This window comes from Enterobacter sp. DC1, assembly GCF_000568075.1.
In the GTDB taxonomy this organism is placed as follows: domain Bacteria; phylum Pseudomonadota; class Gammaproteobacteria; order Enterobacterales; family Enterobacteriaceae; genus Enterobacter; species Enterobacter asburiae.
In genome coordinates this window covers 74,717-90,086 of record NZ_AZUA01000005.1, presented here as the reverse complement: position 1 = coordinate 90,086, position 15,370 = coordinate 74,717, and the positions used below count along the sequence as shown (strand labels likewise).

Genomic DNA, 15,370 nt, shown 5'->3' with positions numbered 1-15,370 from the left:
ATGAAACATGGAAAACAACAATCGCTTAATGCCCCATATAAGGCGGACAACACATATCATGATGTTTGCCCACCGAAACTGCTTTGACTTTCATCTCTTTAATGCCCGGTAGTCCTTCGACTTCTGGCGCACTCGCTTACAGGTTATCCTGAAACACCTTATTTTACAGGCTATTGCCTGTAATCTCGTGCGCTCATTCATCTTGATTCAGACTCATCCGCACCGGGCGGACTGAATTTCAATCATCAAAAAAGCAATTCACTGATTTTAATCAGCGGCCACCCTTTGCTTTTTTTCCGGAAAATTATCGATTTCTTACTTGCAAGAAATCGAGGGACGCTTATTACCTAAAATAAAGAGAGAAAGATGAAAAGTTTAAAAATCGCAGCCAGCCGTGCATGTCCAGATTGCTTTACTACCCAGCGTGAACTGGTGGATGTCCGTGCCTCTGATTATATTGATGTTGCCGCCATTGTTCTGGCGGTCACGGATATTGCCAGCGGTATCCTGGACGAAATAGAAGCCACCGGTTTTGGCATTCCTGTATTTGTCGCGACGCACAAAGAAGAGTTCATTCCGGCAGACTATTTATCGCGCATTCATGGCGTATTTGAGTATTCAGACACCAGCAACGACTTTTATGGACGCCAGCTGGAGGCGGCAGCCCAGAAGTATGAAACCCAGCTGCGCCCGCCGTTTTTCCGCGCGCTTGTCGACTATGTGAAGCAGGGCAACAGCGCGTTTGACTGCCCGGGGCATCAGGGTGGCCAGTTCTTCCGCCGTCATCCTGCCGGTAATCAGTTTGTCGATTTCTTTGGTGAGACGCTTTTCCGCTCCGACCTGTGCAACGCCGACGTGGCGATGGGCGATCTGCTGATCCACGAAGGCGCGCCGTGCATCGCCCAGCAGCATGCGGCAAAGGTCTTTAATGCCGATAAGACCTATTTCGTGCTGAATGGCACCTCGTCATCCAACAAAGTGGTGCTAAACGCCCTGCTCACCCCGGGCGACCTGGTGCTGTTCGACCGTAATAACCACAAATCTAACCATCACGGTGCCCTCCTCCAGGCTGGCGCAACGCCGGTCTATCTGGAGACCGCGCGCAACCCGTACGGCTTTATTGGCGGCATTGACGCCCACTGCTTTGAAGAAAGTTATCTGCGCGAGCTGGTGGCAGAGGTGGCGCCGGGCCGCGCGCGCGATGCGCGTCCGTTCCGCCTGGCGGTGATCCAGCTGGGTACCTACGATGGCACCATCTATAACGCCCGTCAGGTGGTGGATAAGATTGGGCACCTGTGTGATTACATCCTGTTTGACTCGGCCTGGGTGGGTTACGAGCAGTTTATTCCGATGATGGCCGACTGCTCTCCGCTGCTGCTGGAGCTGAACGAGAACGATCCGGGGATCCTGGTCACCCAGTCCGTGCATAAACAGCAGGCCGGCTTCTCGCAGACTTCGCAAATCCATAAGAAAGACAGCCATATCAAAGGGCAACAGCGCTATGTCCCGCATAAGCGTCTGAATAATGCCTTTATGATGCACGCCTCCACCAGCCCGTTCTATCCGCTGTTTGCCGCACTGGACATCAACGCCCGGATGCATGAAGGCCAGAGCGGCCGCAACATGTGGATGGACTGCGTGGTGAACGGTATCGAAGCGCGCAAGCTGATTCTGGAGAACTGCCGGTATCTGCGCCCCTTCGTGCCGGAAACGGTGGATGGCCGCCCGTGGGAAAGCTGGGACACGGCGGAGATTGCGACCGATCTGCGCTTCTTCCACTTCGTACCGGGTGAAAACTGGCACGCTTTTGAAGGCTACGCTGAGCATCAGTATTTTATCGACCCGTGCAAGCTCCTGCTGACCACGCCGGGCATCAACGCCCGCACCGGGGAGTATGACGACTTCGGCGTGCCCGCCACTATCCTCGCCAACTTCCTGCGCGAAAACGGCATCGTGCCGGAGAAATGCGATCTCAACTCGATCCTGTTCCTGCTCACGCCTGCGGAAGATATGGGCAAACTGCAGCAGCTGGTAGCGCAGCTGGTGCGCTTCGAAAAACTGCTCGAGAGCGATGTTCCGCTGAAAGACGTCCTGCCTTCTCTCTACAAACAACATCCGGAACGTTACGCGGATTATACCCTACGCCAGATCTGCCAGGAAATGCATGACCTGTACGCCCGCCACAACGTGAAGCAGCTGCAGAAAGAGATGTTCCGCAAGTCTCACTTCCCGCGCGTGATGATGAACCCGCAGGACGCGAACTACGCCTATCTACGCGGAGAAGTTGAACTGGTCTCCCTGCGCGACGCGGAGGGCCGCATCGCCGCCGAAGGCGCCCTTCCTTATCCACCGGGAGTATTGTGCGTGGTCCCTGGGGAAGTCTGGGGCGGTTCCGTGCTGCGCTACTTTGCCGCGCTGGAAGAAGGCATCAACCTTCTGCCGGGCTTCGCGCCGGAATTGCAGGGTGTGTACGTCGAAGAGTGTGAGGGTCGCAAACAGGTTCGCTGCAACGTCATCAAACAACCCGCCGCTCAGCCCGCGCTGCTAAAAGGAGAGAAATTATGAGTAAGTCCAATAAGATGGGCGTGGTGCAGCTGACTATCCTCACCATGGTAAACATGATGGGCTCCGGGATTATCATGCTGCCCACCAAACTGGCAGAGGTGGGTACCATCTCTATCATCTCCTGGCTGGTGACGGCAGTCGGTTCAATGGCGCTGGCGTGGGCGTTCGCCAAGTGCGGGATGTTCAGCCGTAAGTCAGGCGGCATGGGCGGCTATGCCGAATACGCCTTTGGCAAGTCGGGCAACTTTATGGCCAACTATACCTACGGCGTGTCGCTGCTGATCGCCAACGTGGCGATTGCCATTTCCGCCGTGGGCTACGGTACGGAGCTGTTTGGCGCGACGCTCAGTCCGGTGCAAATTGGGCTGGCGACCATCGGGGTGCTGTGGATCTGTACCGTGGCTAACTTTGGCGGCGCGCGTATCACCGGACAGCTCTCCAGCATCACCGTCTGGGGCGTGATTATCCCGGTTGTGGGCCTGTGCATCATCGGCTGGTTCTGGTTCAGCCCGACGCTGTACGCGAATTCCTGGAACCCGCACCATGTGCCGTTCTTTACCGCGGTCGGCTCTTCTATCGCCATGACGCTCTGGGCCTTCCTCGGCCTGGAATCCGCCTGCGCGAACGCGGAAGTGGTAGAGAACCCGGAAAAGAACGTGCCGATTGCGGTCCTCGGCGGCACGCTGGGCGCCGCGGTGATCTATATCGTCTCGACTAACGTGATTGCCGGGATAGTGCCAAACATGGATCTGGCAAACTCTACGGCGCCGTTTGGGCTGGCCTTCGCGCAGATGTTCACCCCAGAAGTCGGGAAGGTGATCATGGGTCTGATGGTCATGTCCTGCTGCGGTTCGCTCCTCGGCTGGCAGTTCACCATCGCACAGGTGTTTAAATCCTCGGCTGATGAAGGTTACTTCCCAAAAATCTTCTCCCGCGTGACCAAAGCGGATGCGCCGGTGCAGGGCATGCTGGCGATTGTTATCTTCCAGAGTGGATTGTCGCTGATGACCATTAGCCCGTCGCTGAACAGCCAGTTCAACGTGCTGGTCAACCTGGCGGTGGTGACAAACATCATTCCGTATATTCTGTCGATGGCGGCGCTGGTGATTATTCAGAAGGTGGCGAAGGTGGATCCCCGCAAAGCGCGTGCGGCCAATATCGTGGCGCTGATTGGGGCAATCTACAGCTTTTATGCGCTCTACTCATCCGGCCAGGAAGCGATGCTCTACGGGGCAATGGTGACCTTTATGGGCTGGACGCTGTACGGTCTGGTGTCACCGCGGTTTGAATTGAAGAATAAGCATAGCTAAAAAAAGCCCGGTGGCGCTAGCGCTTACCGGGCCTACGAGGTCAAAACAAAACGGCAACCCAAGGGTTGCCGTTTTTAATGTTTTCTCCCTCTCCTGTGGGAGAGGGCCGGGGTGAGGTCATCATCCCGCACACGAACATCATCACTTACGCGTTTTTCAGCACTTCGCTGACAATCTCTACCGCTTCTTTCTCAATCTGCTGACGGTGCTCAGCGCCGAGGAAGCTTTCGCAATAGATTTTGTACGCATCTTCCGTACCGGACGGACGCGCGGCGAACCAGCCGTTGTCGGTCATCACTTTCAGACCACCAATGGATGCGCCATTGCCCGGTGCCGCCGTCAGACGGGCAGTGATCGGATCGCCCGCCAGGGTGCTTGCGCTGACCATCTCCGGAGAGAGCCTGGACAGGGCCGCTTTCTGGGCTGACGTCGCGCCAGCCTGAATACGGTTATAGCTTGGCGCACCAAAGCGTGCCGCCAGGTCGTTGTAGTGTTCCTGCGGGTTCTTACCGGTGACCGCGGTGATTTCCGCCGCCAGCAGGCACATGATGATGCCGTCTTTATCGGTTGACCATGGCGTGCCGTCGAAACGCAGGAAAGATGCGCCTGCGCTCTCTTCACCACCAAAACCGAAGCTGCCGTCGTGCAGACCGTCAACGAACCATTTGAAGCCCACCGGCACTTCCACCAGCTTGCGGCCCAGCGCCTCGACCACGCGGTCGATCATCGCGGAGGAAACCAGCGTCTTACCGACAGCAACCTCTTTGCCCCACTGCGGACGGTGCTGGAACAGATAGTTAATTGCAACAGCCAGATAGTGGTTCGGGTTCATCAGCCCGGCAGGCGTGACGATACCGTGACGGTCATAATCCGGGTCGTTAGCAAACGCCAGATCGAATTTATCACGCAGCGCCAGCAGGCCCGCCATCGCGCACTCGGAGGAGCAGTCCATACGGATCGCGCCGTCTTTGTCCAGGTGCATAAAGCGGAAGGTCTGATCGACGTGATCGTTAACGATGGTCAGATCCAGCTTGTAATGCTCGGCGATACGTTTCCAGTATTCAATACCGGAGCCGCCCAGCGGATCCACGCCCAGCTTCAGGCCGGCTTTCTGGATGGCCGCCATATCGACGATATCCGCCAGCCCTTCCACGAACGGCTGAACCAGATCCTGCTCTTTCACGTGACCGGACGCCATGGCAGCATCCAGAGAAATACGCTTCACGCCTTTCAGACCGTCAGCCAGCAGCGCGTTAGCACGATCTTCCACCACTTTGGTGACGTTAGTGTCTGCCGGGCCACCGTTAGGCGGGTTGTATTTGATACCACCGTCTTCCGGCGGGTTGTGGGATGGCGTGATAACGATACCGTCCGCCAGCGCGCCACCTTTTTTGTTGTGCACCAGGATGGCGTTAGAGACCGCAGGCGTTGGGGTGAAGCCATTGTTCTCCTGAACAATCACATCGACGCCGTTTGCCGCCAGCACTTCCACCACAGAAATGAACGCCGGTTCAGACAGGGCATGTGTATCTTTCCCCACATAGCACGGACCGGTAACGCCGTTTTTAGCGCGCTCTTCCGCGATGGCCTGGGCAATGGCCAGAATGTGCGGTTCGTTAAAGCTGTGGCGCGCCGCGCTGCCGCGGTGACCAGATGTACCAAACTTCACTGCGTGTTCTGCGTTGCCCACGACCGGTTTCAGCACGTAATACTGCGCGGTCAGCTGAGCGACGTTAATCAAATCGCTTTGTTGTGCAGGTTGGCCTGCACGGCTGTGATTTGCCATTACCGGGTCCTTCTGATGCAAGGGTTAAATTGTACCGCAAACCTTTTCAATCAATTCCGCCGGGAACTGCATGGACTGCATGATGTGTTCAATCATGCTGCACTTGCGGCCCGTATTGGTATTGGTGATCACCCAGTACGGGGTGCCAGGAACATGTTTGGGTTTGGTTTGATTGCCATTTTGCAGCAGCGTCTGCTCGTCGCCCGCGAAATAGACGCGAGTACGGCCGTGAAGCGACTCGGTCGCTTCAGCAAACGCTTTGTTATCCAGTGAATAAAGTGTAGACAGCACCAGCATAAAGCGGTTAACCGCCTTTTTCTGCTCCGCGTATTCATCGGAGAGCAGCAGCTCGCGCATCGCGCGCACTTTATCTTTTGCCGGCGTCACGGCAGGTTTTGCTTGCGCAACTACGCTCGGCTGAGACACGACATCTTTGGTGACTGGGGTAGCAGGCTGTGAAGCGGCGGAAATTTTAAGCATGCGCCGTAAAATGTCGGACGCGCTCTCCCCGATATGCCGCGTCTGGCTGGCAATATACTGATAGAGTTCGTCATCAACTTCGATTGTTTTCATCTTAATCCAGTGCGATATCTTATCTGAATACAAGTCATTGGGATTATAAGGTCAAATCCCAACAGCGGATAGCGTCAAACCAGGTTGGCAGCAAAAGTCAGATTAAACTGGAACCTTGCAGCCGGGCGGCAGAATGGTCAACATGATACCCTAACCTGACATACGTAAAAAAAGAACTTTGCCATGAAATTGAATACCCGAGCGCAAACTGCACAATCGCCGAACAATAATTCTCCCATCGTACTGGTTCACGGGCTTTTTGGCAGCCTGGATAACCTGGGCGTGCTGGCGCGCGATCTGGTTTCCGACCACGATATTTTGCAGGTCGATATGCGCAATCACGGTCTTTCCGGGCGTTCCGACGAGATGACCTACGCGGCGATGGCGCAGGATCTGCTGGATACGCTGGATGCCCACGACCTGCAAAAGGTGACCCTCATCGGGCATTCAATGGGTGGCAAAGCGGTGATGGCCCTGACGGCACTGGCCCCGGACCGTATTAGCGGCCTGGTGGTGATTGACGTCGCGCCCGTGGATTACGACGTTCGCCGTCACGACGAGATTTTTGCCGCCATCAATGCGGTCACAGAAGCGGGTGTCGCGACGCGCCAACAGGCGGCCGCAGTCATGCGTGAGCATCTTGATGAAGAAGGCGTCGTGCAGTTCCTGCTGAAGTCGTTTGTTGACGGGCAATGGCGTTTTAACGTGCCGGTGCTCTGGAACCAGTACAACAACATCGTGGGCTGGGAAACCGTCCACGCCTGGCCACACCCTACCCTTTTTATTCGCGGCGGAAACTCTCCTTACGTAACCGACGCGTACCGCGACACGCTGCTGGCCCAATTCCCGCAGGCTCGCGCCCACGTGATTGCCGGTGCCGGGCACTGGGTGCATGCTGAAAAACCGGATGCCGTACTGCGCGCCATTCGCCGCTATCTCGCTGATACTGCAAATTGATTAAAAAGAAAGCGACTGGAAGGCTGCGGGCTTCCAGTCGTTGGCGTGCCGTTTTTGGTGATGTATGATGGCGCGCTTATCGCCCGGGCATTAGCAGGGCGGCGTGTTTCCCCCGAAGTCTCAGAATCATGGCCAAAGAACAAACGGACCGTACGACACTAGATCTGTTCGCGAATGAGCGTCGCCCGGGACGACCCAAGACGAATCCGCTTTCGCGCGATGAACAGCTGCGTATCAATAAACGCAACCAGCTTAAACGCGATAAAAATCGTGGGCTTAAGCGTGTCGAACTGAAGCTTAACGCCGACGCCGTCGATGCGCTTAACGAGCTGGCTGACGCGCGAAATATCAGCCGCAGCGAGCTCATTGAAGAGATGTTGATCGCCCAGCTTGAGACGTTACGCAGCCAGGCATAAGTCTGAAAATCCCCTTTATCGCCCTTTTCATGTAGCACAGAGTGCAGTCCTGCGCGATAGCTGTTTCCGCAGGGTTGCCTGTTCTGCTATTATTGCCCTTATCCGTGGCCGAATTGCGCCACCATACTATTAAGTTTCAAGAGGTTATTTTACTCATGGCAATCATCGGCATTTTCTTTGGCAGTGATACCGGCAATACCGAAAATATCGCAAAAAACATTCAAAAACAGCTCGGTAAAGACGTTGCTGATGTGCATGACATCGCCAAGAGCAGCAAAGAAGATCTGGAAGGCTATGACATTCTACTGCTGGGTATCCCAACCTGGTACTACGGTGAAGCCCAGTGCGACTGGGATGATTTCTTCCCGACGCTGGAAGAAGTGGACTTCAACGGTAAGCTGGTCGCCCTGTTTGGCTGTGGCGATCAGGAAGACTACGCCGAATACTTCTGTGACGCGCTGGGCACCATCCGCGATATCATTGAGCCGAACGGCGCGGTTATCGTAGGCCACTGGCCGACCGCCGGTTACCACTTTGAAGCGTCTAAAGGCCTGGCCGATGACGATCATTTCGTGGGTCTGGCCATCGACGAAGACCGTCAGCCAGAGCTGACCGCAGAGCGCGTAGAGAAATGGGTTAAGCAGATCCGAGAGGAACTGCACCTTGACGATATTCTGAACGCCTGATTTTATCGCGGCGCAACTGCGGTTGCGCCCATGCCCCAGGTCAAACCGATTAAATTAATCGCTACAATCTTTTAACTTTTTCGTCCAGACCTGTACAATGTCTCCCTGATAAAATGTGGTTTTCGATTGAGCAAGTTTGTTGGTGATACCCCATTTTTATAAGCATATTTTGCCTGAGACTTGCAGTTTTCATTTAGCCATGGCAGTTCTATAATGAGACGCATTATCCCGGGTGCATTTTCTGTCACTTCCTACAGAAGTGAATCGTTTAGCAACAGGACAGATTCCGCATGACTGACAACAATACCGCATTAAAGAAGGCTGGCCTGAAAGTAACGCTTCCTCGGTTAAAAATCCTTGAAGTGCTTCAGGGTCCAGACAATCACCATGTCAGTGCGGAAGACCTCTATAAACGTCTTATCGACATGGGTGAAGAGATTGGGCTGGCTACCGTCTATCGCGTGCTGAACCAGTTTGATGACGCGGGCATTGTTACCCGTCATAATTTCGAAGGCGGTAAATCTGTTTTCGAACTGACCCAGCAGCAGCACCACGATCATCTGATCTGCCTCGATTGCGGCAAGGTCATTGAATTTAGCGATGATTCCATTGAATCACGCCAGCGTGAAATCGCGGCGCGTCATGGCATCCGCCTGACGAACCACAGCCTGTACCTCTACGGTCACTGCGCTGAAGGCGACTGCCGCGAAGACGACCACGCGCACGACGCGAAATAATCAGTATTCATACTCTGAGCCAGCCGCAAGGTTGGCTTTTTTTTGCCTGGAAAAAGCCCGCTGGCGCTGCGCTTACCGGGCCTACGGGCTATGACACCTTTGTAGGCCCGGTAAGCGCAGCGCCACCGGGCGTAAAGCACTTATTTATTGTTATTGCGTATCTCGTTCCAGATCTTATCGCAACGCTTCGCCACTTCCTGATCGTTACCGGTTTTACGCGCCTGAATGCAGGCCTGGTAATCCATCACGCGGACGTTCTCCTGCGTCGCGAACTGCTCATGCGCTTTCTCTTTCTTCAGCACGTTCAGCACGCTCTGACAGGCTTCAATCTTCTCCGGCGATCCTTCCGCAGTATTAATACAGGCGCTATACGCCTCCTTCAGACGGGTGTCCTCTTTCGGCGCCTGTGTCTGAGCACACGCCACCAGCCCTGATGCCAGCAACGCGACGATTACGATTTTTTTCATCATGTGCAAGTCTCCATACCGGCGGGACTCAGCCCGCCGGTGCGTTCATCAGAAGATGGTGAATGGGGCGATAACCATGAATTTCACGTCACGTTCATCCTGGAAGATGTTGCCGTAACCGCCCGCATAGCTCGGGATATCGGAGTGGTTGTCATACTGAGTGAAGTGCAGTTTGAACATCGTGCCTTTCGCGCGGCCATCCTGCAGGGTATAGATAGCATCGAGGCTGTAGGAAGACTCTTTCAGACGATAGTTGGGATCGTAGTATGCGTCCGGCGTGGCCATATCGGCAGGTTTTGCATCCCAGGCGTAAGCGTAAGAAGCGCCCACCGCCCAGCCAGGCAGGTTCCAGTTTTTCAGATCATACATTGCGCCGAAGAAGACCGCTTTCTCGCCGTCGGCGTTGAAGTCTGAGCGGTTATCCCACCAGATATCAAGACGACCGTTGGAGGAGGCGTAGGTCGGGGTCATACGCTGCAGGAAGTAGCCCTGCTGCCCTTCCGCCTTCACCCATGTGCCTTCCAGACGCAAATCAACCTGACCGACCTTGTAGCCGAAGGTTAACGCCTGCAGCCACGCGGTGCCGTCATAAATGTCGTTGACGCCACCGTTGCTGACCTTGTCGCGCGTACCGTAGAACTGGTAGCTGGTGCTCAGCGGGCTACCCGCGACATCAAATTTGTAGCTGGCCTTGGCAAAATACTGATCGATATAGCCCTGTGCCTGGCCAAATGCCGCTTCAAGCACCAGATCGTTTTTGAAGTCGTACTTCGCGCCCAGCGAGTGCAGGTAATCGACTTTGGTTTTTTTATCGTTCTGGTAGAACTTGTCCATCTCGATGTGCCACGGTGCTTTGTACTCGTTGGTCCACATATAGGAGAAGCTCAACGCACCCGCATCACCGTAGTCAAAGTTCGCCCCGGCTTCCGCACCCTGATAGGTACCCGGCATAAAGCTCCAGTGCGGTGCTAACAGGGTCTGGCCAGTTGGCTGAATATAACCACCGCGCGCCCATACCGGACCGTATTTAAATTTTGCAGCGGCTTTGTAAAGGCTGATACCGCTCTTATCCCCGGACCAGTCTTCTTTATAGGCTTTGTTGCTGGAGGAGAAGGCGATTTCGTTCGGGTGGGCGCTGTCACCGTTTTCCGCCATTTCAATCGCGGTGAACGCAGCAATATCCAGACCGAACATATCCGCGGCATAGCCTGACTGGAAGTCCAGGTTGGCGTTCCAGGTGGAGTGAGAAAGATTGGTTTTGTATTTGTCTTCGGTGACGTCTTTACGGTCACGTTCACGCTGCCAGTAATAAATACCGCCCGTGAGGGTAGAATCGTCGATGAAGCCCGCCGCTTTCGCCTCTGGTGTCACCACCAGGCCCGACATTGCTGTCACACCGGCAATAGCCAGCGCCAGCGCACTACGTTTGCCACTGAACGTACGCATAGATTATTCCTCTTTGACGAATTAAAACGCCTGAAGCGGCGTAAATAAAAAAGACCAAATGGTCAGGGGTAGTTTTAAATACCCTCGAATTAACTACCGTCGTTAGGTTATTTTTCGCGACGCGAATTATCAATGCTTTTTAGCGGACAAAAGTCAGGATTATGACGAAGTGCACATAATTAGTAGTGCTTTGTAACATTTGCAGGGAGGCGAGGAATGGCGCGGAATTTTTAGTTATTTCAGTGGGTAGACGTAGAACATCTTCCCTTTTTTATAACCTTTTTGATTTCCGTAATGATACAAACTTTTTTAAAAAAAATAAGTAGCACCTCATTGACCTGATATTTTCATGGCGCCTCTTTAGGCTCTGGCTTAATACCCTGATCGTTAAATAAAAAAACGCCGCATAGTGCGGCGTTTGTCTCTCATTGACCAGACCAGCAATATTATTCGCCGATCTTCGTCCAGGTATCACGCAGACCTACGGTACGGTTGAATACCGGTTTTTCCGCCGTGCTGTAACGGCTGTCGAGGCAGAAGTAACCTTCTCGTTCGAACTGGAACGCTTTGCCCGCTTCAGCGGCTTTCAGAGAAGGCTCCGCATAACCCTGCTTGATCACCAGAGATTCCGGGTTGATGGTCGCCAGGAAATCTTCCGCAGCACCCGGGTTAGGTACGCTGAACAGACGATCGTACAGACGGATTTCTACCGGCAGCGCGTGTGAAGCGCTTACCCAGTGAATCACGCCTTTCACCTTGCGGCCATCCGCCGGATCTTTGCTCAGCGTTTCAGCGTCATATGAACAGAAGATGGTGGTGATATTCCCTTCCGCATCTTTCTCTACGCGCTCGGCTTTGATGACGTAGGCATTACGCAGACGCACCTCTTTACCCAGCACCAGACGCTTGTACTGCTTGTTGGCTTCTTCGCGGAAGTCAGCGCGGTCAATCCAGATGTCACCGCTGAACGGCACGTCACGGCTACCCATTTCCGGTTTGTTCGGATGGTTAGGCATGGAGACCAGCTCGCTTTCACCCTGCGGATAGTTTTCGATAACCAGCTTCACCGGGTCGATAACGGCCATCGCGCGCGGGGCGTTTTCGTTGAGATCTTCGCGAATGCAGGATTCAAGGGAGGCCATCTCGATGGTGTTGTCCTGCTTGGTCACGCCGATGCGTTTGCAGAACTCACGAATAGAGGCAGCAGTGTAACCACGACGGCGCAGACCCGAGATGGTTGGCATACGTGGGTCATCCCAGCCCTCAACGTGCTTGTCGGTCACCAGCAGGTTCAGCTTACGCTTGGACATCACGGTGTATTCCAGATTCAGGCGAGAGAACTCGTACTGGCGCGGATGCACAGGAATGGTGATGTTATCCAGAACCCAGTCGTACAGACGACGGTTGTCCTGGAACTCCAGCGTACACAGGGAGTGCGTAATGCCTTCCAGCGCATCGCTGATGCAGTGGGTAAAGTCGTACATCGGGTAGATGCACCACTTGTTGCCGGTCTGGTGGTGTTCTGCGAACTTGATGCGGTACAGCACCGGATCGCGCATCACGATGAACGGAGACGCCATGTCGATTTTGGCACGCAGGCACGCTTTGCCTTCTTCGAAGCCACCGGCACGCATTTTTTCAAACAGCGCCAGGTTCTCTTCCACGCTGCGATCGCGGAACGGACTGTTTTTGCCCGGCGCGGTCAGCGTACCGCGATATTCACGGATTTCATCAGCAGACAGTTCGTCAACATACGCCAGACCTTTATTGATCAGCTCAACCGCGTAGGCGTACAGCTGATCAAAATAGTCAGAGGAGTAGCAGATATCGCCAGACCAGTTGAAGCCCAGCCATTGCACGTCATTCTTGATGGACTCAACGTATTCGATGTCTTCTTTTACTGGGTTGGTGTCATCGAAACGCAGGTTGCACTGTCCCTGGTAGTCTTGCGCAATGCCAAAGTTCAGGCAGATGGACTTCGCATGCCCGATATGCAGGTAGCCGTTCGGCTCCGGCGGGAAGCGGGTATGAATTGTGGTGTGCTTACCACTGGCCAGATCTTCATCGATGATCTGACGAATAAAGTTACTCGGGCGGGCTTCTGCCTCACTCATCGTGGATTCCTCAAAGCGTAAACAACGTATAACGGCGTATGATCTTATAAGCCGGACGTAGTGACAACCCTTAGTTACGGAAAATACGTATCTGATGAAAATAATGGGGGCGTTTGCTGCAAAAAAAAAGCGGCGGAGGATATCCCCCGCCGCTTAAGGCATGACTCTACTCAGGAGCGATTACTTGCCTTTAATCTCATACAGCGGCGTTTGACCCGCAACAACCTGACCTTTCGCCTGAATGACCAGGCCACTGAAGTCGTCGATGTTGCTGCAAACGACCGGACTTATCATGGAGCGCGCGTTGGCGTTCAGGAAGTCCAGATCCATTTCCAGAATCGGCTGCCCGGCCACCACTTCAGCGCCCTCTTCCACCAGGCGAGTAAAGCCCTGACCGTTCAGCGCAACGGTATCGATACCCATGTGGACAACGATCTCCGCGCCATTTTCGGTTTCGAGGCAGAACGCGTGGTTGGTATTGAAGATTTTCACGATGGTACCGGCCGCCGGAGATACAACGGTTTTTTCCGTTGGTTTCACCGCCACACCGTCACCAACCGCTTTGCTGGCGAAGGCTTCGTCAGGCACCTGCTCAATCGCAACGACTTCACCGGTTACCGGTGAAACCAGCGCGGCTACCGTTTTGGCGTTTGGTACCGCCTGCGGTTTTGCAGCCGCTGGCGCGGCGGCAGGTGCGGCAGAAGCTTCTGCTGCGGCTACCGGACCGGTAGTTTTCATGGCGTTAGCAATTTTCTCTGCCACGAAGCCAACGATAATCTGCACGCTGGTTTTGTTCAGGCGAATAACGCCGGAAGCACCCAGGCGTTTAGCCAGCGCTTCGTTCACCAGGGAAGAGTCTTTGACGTTCAGACGCAGACGAGTGATACAGGCGTCGATACCGGTCAGGTTGTCAGAACCGCCAACAGCGGCGATGTACTGACGCGCCAGGCCTGACACGTCCTGATCCTGAGCACCGCTCACGTTCACATCCTGACCATCCGCTTCGCTACCGGCCACGGCCAGTTCACGACCCGGGGTCATCAGGTTGAATTTGGTAATAGTGAAACGGAACACCATGTAGTAGATCGCGAAGAACACCAGACCTTGCGGGATCAGCATCCACCAGTGGGTCGCCAGCGGGTTACGGGACGACAGCACCATATCCACCAGACCGGCGCTGAAGCCGAAACCGGCAATCCAGTGCATGCTGGCAGCGATGAACACGGAGATACCGGTCAGCACGGCGTGGATCACATACAGAACCGGCGCTACGAACATGAAGGAGAACTCCAGCGGCTCGGTGATACCGGTGAAGAAGGCCGCGAACGCCCCCGCCATCATGATACCCAGCACTTTCGCTTTATTCTCTGGACGCGCGCAGTGGTAGATAGCCAGCGCAGCACCCGGCAGACCAAACATCATGATCGGGAAGAAGCCCGCCTGGTAACGACCGGTGATACCGACAACCGCTTTACCTGCTTCGATGGACTGTGCGCCACCCAGGAAGTTAGGGATATCGTTAATACCGGCAACGTCGAACCAGAATACGGAGTTCAGCGCGTGGTGCAGACCAACCGGGATCAGCAGACGGTTGAAGAACGCGTACACGCCCGCACCGACAGAACCCAGTTTCTGGATGTGCTCACCGAAGTTCACCAGACCGTCGAAGATCATCGGCCAGACGTACATCATGATGAACGCAACAACGATCATCACAAACGAGGTCAGGATAGGAACCAGGCGGCGACCGCTAAAGAAGGAAAGCGCTTTCGGCAGCTCTACGCTGCTGAAGCGGTTATACAGTTCGGCGGAGATGATACCCACAAGGATACCGACAAACTGGTTGCTGATCTTACCGAACGCCGCCGGAACCTGGTCCGCCGGAATTTTTTGGATCATGGCCACCGCTGCAGGCGAGCAGAGGGTGGTTAACACGAGGAAACCGACAAAACCGGTCAGCGCAGCGGCACCGTCTTTGTCTTTGGACATACCGTAAGCCACACCAATCGCGAACAACACGGACATGTTGTCGATAATGGCGGAACCTGACTTGATAAAGAACGCCGCCAGCGCGCTGGTATTACCCCAGCCGTTGGGGTCGATCCAGTAGCCGACACCCATCAGGATGGCTGCGGCAGGCAGCGTGGCGACCGGCACCATCAGTGCGCGACCAACCTTTTGTAAATAACCTAGAATACTCACTTTCTTCCCCCTATGAGACCCCGTTTAAGGCATGTTCTCAGCTCTGTTTTTTATTGTGTCACGAACGATAGATACCGTTGATGCTTCACTGGCATTGTGAGTGTGTGAAAA

Annotated in this window: 13 protein-coding genes; 7 read left to right on the top strand and 6 right to left on the bottom strand. The window is 54.6% G+C overall.

Annotated elements, in window-relative coordinates:
- Positions 1-7 precede the first annotated feature (7 nt).
- From speFL to potE, 3 genes are all read left to right on the top strand, one after another.
- The gene (gene speFL, locus P346_RS22975) at positions 8-112 is read left to right on the top strand and encodes a leader peptide SpeFL (protein WP_003858645.1); all 105 of its coding nucleotides are present in this window, start codon (positions 8-10) and stop codon (positions 110-112) included.
- Between the two features lie 254 nt (positions 113-366).
- Positions 367-2,565, top strand: a complete 2,199-nt coding sequence (gene speF / locus P346_RS06745; RefSeq protein WP_032661123.1) for an ornithine decarboxylase SpeF — start codon at positions 367-369, stop codon at positions 2,563-2,565.
- Positions 2,562-3,875, top strand: a complete 1,314-nt coding sequence (gene potE, locus P346_RS06750) for a putrescine-ornithine antiporter (protein WP_014831099.1) — start codon at positions 2,562-2,564, stop codon at positions 3,873-3,875. Before speF ends, potE begins: the two co-directional genes overlap by 4 nt.
- Before the next feature lie 145 nt (positions 3,876-4,020).
- On the opposite strand, the gene pgm is transcribed toward potE, so the two are convergent.
- Positions 4,021-5,661: a phosphoglucomutase (alpha-D-glucose-1,6-bisphosphate-dependent) gene (gene pgm / locus P346_RS06755; protein WP_032661122.1), complete on the bottom strand. Its 1,641-nt coding sequence runs from the start codon at positions 5,659-5,661 to the stop codon at positions 4,021-4,023.
- 24 nt (positions 5,662-5,685) lie between these two features.
- Positions 5,686-6,234: a replication initiation negative regulator SeqA gene (gene seqA, locus P346_RS06760; protein ID WP_008501070.1), complete on the bottom strand. Its 549-nt coding sequence runs from the start codon at positions 6,232-6,234 to the stop codon at positions 5,686-5,688.
- Between the two features lie 183 nt (positions 6,235-6,417).
- Between seqA and ybfF the strand changes: the two genes are divergently transcribed.
- The 4 genes from ybfF to fur all read left to right on the top strand — a co-directional run bounded on the left by ybfF (position 6,418) and on the right by fur (position 9,030).
- Positions 6,418-7,191: an esterase gene (gene ybfF / locus P346_RS06765; RefSeq protein ID WP_032661120.1), complete on the top strand. Its 774-nt coding sequence runs from the start codon at positions 6,418-6,420 to the stop codon at positions 7,189-7,191.
- A gap of 128 nt (positions 7,192-7,319) precedes the next feature.
- Entirely contained in the window at positions 7,320-7,607 is a 288-nt protein-coding gene (ybfE, locus tag P346_RS06770; protein WP_023334913.1) for a LexA regulated protein, read from the top strand.
- 155 nt (positions 7,608-7,762) lie between these two features.
- Complete coding sequence (fldA, locus tag P346_RS06775) at positions 7,763-8,293, top strand: flavodoxin FldA (RefSeq protein ID WP_008501067.1); 531 nt, start codon at positions 7,763-7,765, stop codon at positions 8,291-8,293.
- A 290-nt stretch (positions 8,294-8,583) separates the two neighbouring features.
- Positions 8,584-9,030 (top strand): ferric iron uptake transcriptional regulator, encoded by a 447-nt coding sequence (fur, locus tag P346_RS06780; protein WP_023310771.1) that lies wholly within the window; start codon positions 8,584-8,586, stop codon positions 9,028-9,030.
- Positions 9,031-9,170: 140 nt separating this feature from the next.
- Here the strand turns inward: fur and chiQ are convergent, their stop codons facing one another.
- From chiQ to nagE, 4 genes are all read right to left on the bottom strand, one after another.
- Positions 9,171-9,497 carry a ChiQ/YbfN family lipoprotein gene (chiQ, locus tag P346_RS06785; RefSeq protein WP_032661388.1) on the bottom strand — a complete coding sequence of 109 codons (327 nt, stop codon included), beginning with the start codon at positions 9,495-9,497 and terminating at the stop codon, positions 9,171-9,173.
- A gap of 48 nt (positions 9,498-9,545) precedes the next feature.
- Complete coding sequence (gene chiP / locus P346_RS06790; protein ID WP_032661118.1) at positions 9,546-10,943, bottom strand: chitoporin ChiP; 1,398 nt, start codon at positions 10,941-10,943, stop codon at positions 9,546-9,548.
- A gap of 446 nt (positions 10,944-11,389) precedes the next feature.
- Positions 11,390-13,057, bottom strand: a complete 1,668-nt coding sequence (gene glnS / locus P346_RS06795; RefSeq protein WP_032661116.1) for a glutamine--tRNA ligase — start codon at positions 13,055-13,057, stop codon at positions 11,390-11,392.
- 180 nt (positions 13,058-13,237) lie between these two features.
- Complete coding sequence (nagE, locus tag P346_RS06800; protein ID WP_024907027.1) at positions 13,238-15,259, bottom strand: N-acetylglucosamine-specific PTS transporter subunit IIBC; 2,022 nt, start codon at positions 15,257-15,259, stop codon at positions 13,238-13,240.
- Between the last annotated feature and the right edge of the window lie 111 nt (positions 15,260-15,370).

Coding starts and splice junctions, on each gene's coding strand:
- speFL (WP_003858645.1), top strand. CDS start 8: ATGGAAAACAACAATCGCTTAATGCCCCATATAAGGCGGACAACACAT.
- speF (WP_032661123.1), top strand. CDS start 367: ATGAAAAGTTTAAAAATCGCAGCCAGCCGTGCATGTCCAGATTGCTTT.
- potE (WP_014831099.1), top strand. CDS start 2,562: ATGAGTAAGTCCAATAAGATGGGCGTGGTGCAGCTGACTATCCTCACC.
- pgm (WP_032661122.1), bottom strand. CDS start 5,661: ATGGCAAATCACAGCCGTGCAGGCCAACCTGCACAACAAAGCGATTTG.
- seqA (WP_008501070.1), bottom strand. CDS start 6,234: ATGAAAACAATCGAAGTTGATGACGAACTCTATCAGTATATTGCCAGC.
- ybfF (WP_032661120.1), top strand. CDS start 6,418: ATGAAATTGAATACCCGAGCGCAAACTGCACAATCGCCGAACAATAAT.
- ybfE (WP_023334913.1), top strand. CDS start 7,320: ATGGCCAAAGAACAAACGGACCGTACGACACTAGATCTGTTCGCGAAT.
- fldA (WP_008501067.1), top strand. CDS start 7,763: ATGGCAATCATCGGCATTTTCTTTGGCAGTGATACCGGCAATACCGAA.
- fur (WP_023310771.1), top strand. CDS start 8,584: ATGACTGACAACAATACCGCATTAAAGAAGGCTGGCCTGAAAGTAACG.
- chiQ (WP_032661388.1), bottom strand. CDS start 9,497: ATGAAAAAAATCGTAATCGTCGCGTTGCTGGCATCAGGGCTGGTGGCG.
- chiP (WP_032661118.1), bottom strand. CDS start 10,943: ATGCGTACGTTCAGTGGCAAACGTAGTGCGCTGGCGCTGGCTATTGCC.
- glnS (WP_032661116.1), bottom strand. CDS start 13,057: ATGAGTGAGGCAGAAGCCCGCCCGAGTAACTTTATTCGTCAGATCATC.